Here is a 9242-nt window from a genome sequence, read left to right on the forward strand (position 1 = left end):
ATATTAATTAGTTTAAATTGCTATATTTGGGAGTTTTAAAAATTAATAATGATATTTTCTCTACAAGGCACTGTTCAAGAACTTACGCCTACCTACGCTGTTATCAATGTTCAAGGAGTTGGCTACTACGTGGGAATCAGTTTAATGACCTCACAGACGCTGGTTTTGAATCAGCAGACTTTTCTGTTTATTCAGCAGATCATCCGTGAAGATGCTCATCTTCTCTTTGGATTTAACACTCGTTCAGAAAAAGAAATGTTCAATCTGTTAATAAGCGTTAACGGAGTGGGGGCTGTTTCTGCACTTATTCTGCTGTCTACATTAAGCCTTGATGAAATAGCATCAGCGATACTTTCAGGTAATAGCGCATTGATTCAAAAAGCAAAAGGAATCGGGGCAAAAACAGCCGAAAGAATCATTGTAGATCTTAAAGATAAAGTCCAGAAATTCAGCGATCCTGCTGCGAATATTTCTATGATGGTGGATAATAAAATCAAGGATGAAGCGTTATCTGCATTAGAAGTTTTAGGGATTCCTAAACGTACCAGTGAAAAAATTGCCGATAGAATATTGAAACAAAATTCTGAAATATCGGTTGAAGAATTGGTTAAACAAATTTTAAAAAACATTTAACATTTGGTGGCAAATAATAAGTATTTTAACATATTTCTGTTCCTGTCGTTTCTGTTGATGTCTGTGAGTGCCTTTGCACAGCAGAGAACTACAGATACCCTGATCATAAGGAAGCAATATGAGGTAGCTGACCCCACGAGGCAGGAAGCCTATTACGATATAAAAACAGGGATGTACTATGTATATCCCAAAATTGGAAATACCATCACAGGGCCGCCAGTCGCCATGTCTCCGGAAGAGTATAAAGAATATATGCTCGCCAATCAGACAAGAGCGTACTATAAAGAAAAATCTGATAAATACAATCTCCTTTTCAGAAGAGACAGATCAGATGCCAGAAGAAAAGGGTTAATTCCTTCCCTTCTTATCAACAACAAGTTGTTCGAAACTATATTCGGAGGTAATAAAATTGAAATCATTCCTTCAGGATATGCCTCTCTTGACTTTGCCGGACTTTACCAAAAAATAGATAATCCAATTATCCTGCCACAAAACAGGACCAGCTTTACCTTTGATATTGATCAGAGAATTCAGTTAGGATTACTGGGTAAAGTAGGAGAGAACCTTCAGTTAAAAGCGAATTATGACACCCAAAGTGGATTTGCCTTTGAAAATAGAATGAATCTTGTATGGCAGGCAAAAGGAAGCTGGAAAGATCTTCAGCAGAAAGGTCTTGGAGAAGTTGATAAACCGAATGCTGGCGGAGAAGATAAAATTATCAAAAGAGTAGAATTCGGTAACGTAACAATGCCGCTTTCTACAAGTTTGATCCGTGGTTCACAATCCTTATTCGGGGTTAAAACAGAATTTCAGCTGGGAAAAACTTTTGGAACCGTTGTGCTTTCCCAACAACAGGGAGAAGCTCGTAATATTGTAGTACAGGGAGGAGGGGTGATGAATAACTTTAAAGTCAGTGCAATTGACTATGAAGATAATCAGCACTTCTTTATAGGACATTATTTCCTTAACAAGTATGATGATGCCTTACTCAATTATCCACAGATCAATTCTACCATCAATATCACCAGAATAGAAGCATGGGTATTAGACCAGGGGAATAGTAATCTTGCTTATCAGAAAAGTATTATCGGGATCAGGGACCTAGGAGAAGTGGCTGGTGGAGATGTTTTGCCGGATAACTCTTTAAATGGTTTATATGATCAGGTATCAAATGTTGCAGGAACAAGAGAAGCAGGTAAAAACTATGGGACGATTTTTCAGGGGCAGAATTTTCCGGGAAGTGCAACTCCCTATGATAATGGAGAAGAATTCATTTATAATACAAAAGCCAGAAAACTTAACGCCAATGAATTTACCTTCCAGCCGCAGTTAGGATATATTTCATTAAACCAAAAGCTTAATGATAATCAGCTTTTAGCGGTTTCATATTCATATACCGTAAACGGAAGCAATAAAGTATACAAAGTAGGAGAATTCTCAGAAGAAAGCCCAGTTCTGGTTACCAAAGTACTTAGAGTAAACAACAGAGTAAATACAGAGTCTCCAATGTGGGACCTGATGATGAAGAACATCTATTCTATGGATGCGGGGCAGGTGTCTCAGGATGGCTTTATTCTAAACGTGTACTACAGAGATCAAAATACAGGAGGTAAGATTAACTATATTCCACCTGTAAAAGATCAAAACTTACTGAAGCTATTTAATTGGGACCGCCTCAATATGAATGGGGATATCCAGAATAATAAAGATGGAACTAAAGGGGATGGTATTTTCGACTTCGTGAACGGAATTACAATCCGGCCGGAGACAGGAAGAATTATTTTCACCAAAGTACAGCCATTTGGTAAATACATGCAAAAGGTTCTTGGAGGAACTTTTGATCCTCAGTATGTATTCCAGGATCTTTATACCAAACAAAAGCAATATGCCACTTCCAGTAACCTCGCACAGAGGTATACAATGGAAGGTCGTTATAAAGGGGTTCAGGGACAAGGTATTTCCTTGGGAGCAGTAAACGTTCCTCAGGGATCTGTAAAAGTTTCTGCAAACGGAGTACAGCTTACCGAAGGGGTAGACTATACCGTAGACTATATGCTGGGAACAGTTAACATTATCAATGAAAATGTAAAACAGTCCGGGCAGGCCATCAATATTTCATTAGAAAACCAACTAACTTTTAACACCCAAAGAAAAAGATTCTTAGGATTGAACTTAGAAAGAAGGTTTAATGAGAACTTTATTTTAGGAGGAACCGTAGTGAATTACTCAGAGTCACCATTGACTCAAAAAGTAAACTATGGGCAGGAAGCTGTAAATAATACTATGGCAGGGATCAACTTGATGTACAACAATCAGGCTCCTTATCTGACAAGATTTGCCAACAAGCTTCCCATGATAAAAACAGAAGCACCATCCAATATCAACTTTAAGATGGAAGCGGCGTATTTATTACCAGGATTGAACAAAGGCACCAACGATCAGTCTTATATTGATGACTTTGAACAGACAACTTCTAAGATATCATTAAAAGAACCGGCAGCATGGAGTTTAGCTTCAAAACCGGAAAAAAATAAACTTCCGCCATTTAGTACCGTTCCTGATAATAACGCCATAACAAGTGGATACGGAAGAGGACTATTATCATGGTATAATATTGATCCTAGATTCTGGGGAGTAGGAGGGAAAGCTCCAACGGGAATTACCCCTCAGGCGGTGTCCAACCATGCATCAAGAAGAGTTCAGTTATCAGAAATTTATAACAATAGAGATTTTGTAGCCGGAGAACAAACCTTTACCAATACTTTTGATATCTCTTACTATCCGAAAGAAAGAGGACCATACAACGTGAATACTGCAACAGAGCAGGCACAAAGCAGATGGGCAGGGATTATGAGATCAATCAGTGTTCCCAATTTCGTTACATCCAATATCGAATATGTTGAATTCTGGATGATGGATCCTTATGCTGACGGTAAAAAACTTGGAACTGATCCAAAGCTTTTATTACACCTGGGTAACGTTTCTGAAGATGTATTGAAAGATGGTAAAATGCTTTACGAAAATGGTCTTCCAACTCCAGGAAATCCAACATCTACTACCAGCTCTAATTGGGGAATCCAGCCAAAGCAGCCTCCTATCTTATATGCATTCTCTACTGAAGGTGAAGATAGAAAGCAGCAGGATGTTGGTTATGATGGATTAAGCTCAGATCAGGAATCTACAATATTTGGAAATACATTTGTAAATCCAGTGACTAACATTGTTGACCCAGCTGTAGATGACTTTGTATTCTATCTTTCAGAGAAATTTACAGGAAGTCAGGCAGCATCTGTTGTTGAACGTTACAAATATTTTAGAAACCCAGACGGAAACTCAGAAGCAAACTCTCTGAATGTGGCTTCTCAAACACCGGATGCCGAAGATATCAATAAAGATTACAACCTGGACCAGACAGAAAGCTACAACCAGTATGTTGTAAAACTGGATCAAGCTGACATGGCATTAGGAAGAAATAATATTGTTGATGTAAAAACAGTAAAAGCAAGCTTCCAGAATGGACAGTCTGGAGATGTGAAATGGTACCTGTTTAGAATTCCTGTTGCGAGTTATGATAAAAGTGAAGGAACAGCAGATCCATCTGTACTGAACAATGTAAGGTTTGCAAGATTAATGTTAACAGGATTTGAAGATACTTCTACTTTAAGATTCGCAACAATGGATCTTGTAAGATCAGACTGGAGAAAATACCCTAAAAATATTGCTCTTTATCAAGTAATAGACCCTTCAACAAATACTCCAATTGTAGATCCTGCTTTGAATGAGGGAAGTACAGAAGTAAATACGGATGATCTTGAGGTAGGAAGTGTTAATATTGAAGAAAATTCATTAAACCAGCCTCCATATGTGCTGCCTCCAGGTATTGACAGGCAAGTATTAAGTGGAAACGCAGGTGCGCAAAGACAGAATGAAGCTTCTCTTTATATGAGAGCAAATGAGCTGAGAGGAGGAGAAGCTAGAGGGGTATTCAAAAATACATCCCTTGATATGAGAAGATACAAGAAGCTAAAACTTTTTGTGCATGCTCATGATCCAGTTAGACAAACAATTGGAATGGATAATAAAACTAAATTCTTTATTCGTTTCGGAACTGATGCTACAGATAACTATTATGAATATGAATCTTCATTAAATCTGACTCCGAATTCTTCAACAGCTCCTATGGAAATTTGGCCAATGGAAAATGACATTGATTTTGATATTCAGAATTTTGTAGATGCAAAGATTAGAAGAGATAAGTCGGGTGTAAAAATTACGGAAAGGATTTTAGATAAAGTAATAGATGGAGGTATCAATTCTAAAAAGATTTATATCAAAGGACGTCCAAGCTTAGGAAATATCTCAACGATAGTAATTGGGGTAAGAAATGGGGAATTAACTACTAGTATTACCAGAGTTCTTTGGGTCAACGAAATCCGTCTTTCTGAAATTGAAAATGATGGTGGATATGCAGGAAATGCAAGCTTAAACTTCAACTTAGGAGATTTTGCAACAGTGAATACAAATGCATCTTATACATCGGTTGGATTTGGAAGTATAGATTCCAAACCAGCAGAAAGAAACCAGTCTACGCAGTCGGCATTCAGTATCAATACTGCAATCAATGTAGATAAATTCCTTCCTGAAAAAACGGGAGTTAAAATTCCGGTGAACTATTCTTACTCACAAACCATCGAAGATCCGAAATATAATCCTTTGGATACCGATGTTGAGTTTAGCAAAGCTGCCAACAAAGACCAGTTGAAGAAAGTAGCAAGAACGTATACTCAACAGAGAAGTATTGGAGTGGTTAATATGCATAAAGAAAGGGTGAATCCTAATAAGAAACCTAAGTTTTATGATATTGAAAACGTTTCGGTAACCGCTGTGTATAACGATGATTATTTCAGAGACATCTATACCAAGAGAAATTATAGACAATATCTGAGAGGATATGTTGATTACAACTATACTTTCAAACCTTGGGTAGTGAAACCTTTCAATAAAATGATCAGCGATACGGCAAAATCAACGAAGTATCTGAGATGGGTGAAAGAATTTAATTTCAATCCTATTCCTACAAGGTTATCGTTCAGAACTGAAATCGACAGAAATTATAACGAACTTGAGTTCAGAAACGTTGAAGCTATCTTAAATGGAAATACAGGAAGTGATTTTGATGCGATCAGAAACAGAAACTTCTATTTTGGCTGGCAGTATGGTTTAGGGTTTAATTTTACAAAATCTTTGAAACTGGAAATCAATTCAGCGACAAGAACCCTTAATGATAATATCGATGCCAATATAATGGATAACAAGTCTATTTTCGGAAATGTTTTCAGATCAGGAAGACCCGTATTGTATAACCATAGAGTTCAGTTAAATTATAAACTGCCATTCCAGTATCTGCCTTATCTGGATTTCATTGATGCGGAAGTAGGTTACGGATTTACGTACAACTGGAATGCAAGATCTACTTCATTACTAGGTTTCTATGATCCAGATCAGAAAAAGCAGGTGAGTTTAGGTTCTATTGGTCAAAATACCAATGTGATTCAGGCTACCGCATCTGCAGACCTTCCAAAGTTCTTCGGGCAGTTTAAATATTTTAAAAATATCAATGCTAAACTTCAGAAGCGTAAGCAGGAAATGGATTCCCTGAATAACGTATTTACAAAACAATGGGAAAAGAACAGATACAGATATAAGAAATATAAATTTAAAAACAAACTGACCCCACTTCAAGGTGCTGCGTTCTTCCTTACTTCTTTCAAACAATTGAATGTAAGTTATAATGAAACTAACGGTACAGTGCTTCCAGGTTTGATTTCTGCACCAAACTGGTATGGATATGGACAGACATTAGGAGGCCCTACATTAGGATTCCTTTTAGGATCACAGGCGGATATCAGAAGAACAGTCATGGAAAATGGGTGGGTGAGTGACTCCAACTATATGACGGATCCATACGTTAGGCTTTCAACCAAAGAATTAAGGGCAGATTTGCAGATGATGCCATTAAATGATTTCCGAATTGATCTTAATGTATTGCATACTTATAATAGCAACTTCTCTCATACAGGATTCAATTATACAAATAATGGAGTTCCGAATACAGACTTTACGTTCGCCAATGAAATGGTAACATATTCTAATACCACAATGTTGTTGAATACTTCATTTAAAGATGGAACAGCTATTTATCAGGCCATCAGAGAAAATGCAAGAACTTTATCACAACAGTTGGGTGGCACCGCTAACATCGATAATGATGGTTTTGCAAAACATTATAGTATCGGAAATGCTTATGTATTGATCCCGGCATTTAAAGCCGCTATGGAAGGAAAATCGGTAACTAAGATGGGCAATCCTAAAAAATCAGGTTTCCCATTGCCGAACTGGAGAATAACATATTCAGGATTGAAAAACCTTCCGATCATCAGCGGACAGTTTACTAAATTTGATATCCTGCATGGTTACACCGCAACATATACCGCAACAGGTATTCAGAGAAATGTAGACTATCATGATAATCCAAATGGATATTATCAGGCGGTAAACAGTGCAGGTACTGTTATCAAAGGTGACGGAGATAAGATCAATCCTTATACTTTTGCTCAGGTAGGATATGTAGAATCTTTCTCTCCGCTGATTGGAGTAGATGTTACCATGAGAAACAATATGCAGTTTGGTTTGCAGTATAACAAAACCAGAATGACAGTCCTTGGATTGGTAAACCAGACCCTTACAGAAGATGCCAATACAGAATATGTAGTAAGACTTGGATATATTGTCCGAAACTTCAGATTAGGAACTGCCAATGTAAGAGGAAGAGGAACCAGAGGAAAAGGAAGCGATCTTAATATCAGAGGAGATATTTCATTAAGAGACAGCAAAACCACAATTATGAATATCCTTCTGAATGATTCCCAGGTAACAGGAGGGCAGAAGTTGATGAATATCAAACTGTCTGCGGATTACAACGTTTCCGAGAACCTGAACCTTAGAATCTTCTACGAGCAGATGACCTCTAAATATAAGATCTCAACGGCATTCCCGTTATCAACGATCAGAGCAGGTATTTCAGCCACATTTACATTCGGAGATTCCGGAGGTGGATTCTAAAAATAACATAAACTTAAAAGTCCTTCAGTTTTGAAGGACTTTTTTTATATCCAATATTTGAAGCTACTATATTTTTGAATACATTTGTACAAAATAAAAATTAAAAAATGAACACACCATCAGAATTAAAGTACACGAAAGATCACGAATGGATCAAGATCGAAGGTAATGTAGCTACAATCGGGATTACAGACTTTGCTCAGGGAGAACTTGGAGATATCGTATATGTAGATATTGATACTGTAGACGATGACCTTAATGGAGGAGATGTTTTTGGAAGTGTAGAGGCAGTAAAGACTGTTTCAGATTTATTCTTACCTATTGCAGGAAAGGTTATTGAATTTAATTCAGACTTAGAAGATCAGCCGGAACTGTTAAATACAGACCCTTATGGAGACGGATGGATCATCAAATTGGAAATTGCTGATGGAGCAGATCAATCTGAGTTGCTTTCTGCTGAAGATTACCAGGCAATCATTGGATAAGATTTCAAAAATATTTAGTAAGATACTGCCCATTTATTGGGCATTTCTTACTTATATGCTTCTCAAGCCGGGAGAAGAAAACCACGAATATTGGTTTATGTTCAATGGTATCGACAAGCTTTTACATTTAAGCATATTCGCAGCCCTTGGATTCTGTTTCATTGCGACATTCCCCAAAATAAAATTCTCATACTTTTTCCAGATCATTCTTATCTATGCCTTTCTCACAGAAATTCTTCAGGAAGAGATGGGACTGGGCAGATCTATGGAAACTCTGGATGTTGTGGCAGACACCATTGGATGTCTCATCGGATACTATACCTATAAGCTGTTCATCAAACGTTTCTTTTAAAATACAGCCTTTAGAGAAGAGTAGCACTTCATCTCATGCCTTTTCTCTCATAAAGATTCAGATTTTCTCACCTCTCTAAGCTCTCCAACATTCTCAGGAGCTATTTCCTGCTATCCATTTTTACTCCTCGCTCCCGCGCTGTCCTACACGCAGACCCATTCACGCACCTACCTAAGCTGTGGGGTAACCATTCCTATCAGGGCTATAATTCTTGTCGAGAATTAAAAATACGGCCAAAATACCTCATTCCTTCTAAAACCCATCTCCCGATCCCACAATAAAGCACAATCATCTGTGTAAATCCGTGCGATCTGTGGTTAATAGATATCTCGAGATTCAATAGAAACGGGATTTAGCCCTTTTAATAAAAGAAAACCTCCCTTATTGGCTTTATCCCAAACTCAAATAAAGAATATTTGTTTTAAAAAGCTCCTTCTATTATATATGTATACTATTCACTACTCATTACCCCCTTCTCCAATCATTCTTTTATTCTTCCACTCTCCAACCCACACTCCCTGCCGGTCCCAAACAAATGTTTAAAATTTTTCTCCCTGCCTTCCAGTGTTTTAAGGTTTAATATTAATAAAATGTAATATTTATGTTAAATAAACTTGCGTGGTGTGTAGTAAGTGTCTATCTTTGCCCCA

General features: G+C 37.4%; 4 protein-coding genes. All 4 read left to right on the forward strand.

The window, feature by feature from the left end; genetic code table 11:
- Positions 1-48: 48 nt before the first annotated feature.
- The 4 genes from ruvA to ACQ76T_RS24880 all read left to right on the forward strand — a co-directional run bounded on the left by ruvA (position 49) and on the right by ACQ76T_RS24880 (position 8592).
- Positions 49-633 (forward strand): Holliday junction branch migration protein RuvA, encoded by a 585-nt coding sequence (gene ruvA / locus ACQ76T_RS24865; RefSeq protein WP_431345878.1) that lies wholly within the window; start codon positions 49-51, stop codon positions 631-633.
- Between the two features lie 57 nt (positions 634-690).
- On the forward strand, positions 691-7755 hold the full coding sequence (sprA, locus tag ACQ76T_RS24870; RefSeq protein WP_431345881.1) for a cell surface protein SprA: 7065 nt from the start codon (positions 691-693) through the stop codon (positions 7753-7755).
- A 107-nt stretch (positions 7756-7862) separates the two neighbouring features.
- Positions 7863-8240: a glycine cleavage system protein GcvH gene (gene gcvH / locus ACQ76T_RS24875; RefSeq protein WP_431345879.1), complete on the forward strand. Its 378-nt coding sequence runs from the start codon at positions 7863-7865 to the stop codon at positions 8238-8240.
- Between the two features lie 55 nt (positions 8241-8295).
- A complete protein-coding gene (locus ACQ76T_RS24880; protein ID WP_431345880.1) occupies positions 8296-8592 on the forward strand; it encodes a VanZ family protein in 297 nt (98 codons plus the stop codon).
- The last annotated feature ends 650 nt before the right edge of the window (positions 8593-9242 follow it).

It is taken from the genome of Chryseobacterium sp. JK1 (assembly GCF_050632815.1).
Taxonomy (GTDB): domain Bacteria; phylum Bacteroidota; class Bacteroidia; order Flavobacteriales; family Weeksellaceae; genus Chryseobacterium.

Coding starts and splice junctions, on each gene's coding strand:
- ruvA (WP_431345878.1), top strand. CDS start 49: ATGATATTTTCTCTACAAGGCACTGTTCAAGAACTTACGCCTACCTAC.
- ACQ76T_RS24880 (WP_431345880.1), top strand. CDS start 8,296: ATGCTTCTCAAGCCGGGAGAAGAAAACCACGAATATTGGTTTATGTTC.
- gcvH (WP_431345879.1), top strand. CDS start 7,863: ATGAACACACCATCAGAATTAAAGTACACGAAAGATCACGAATGGATC.
- sprA (WP_431345881.1), top strand. CDS start 691: ATGTCTGTGAGTGCCTTTGCACAGCAGAGAACTACAGATACCCTGATC.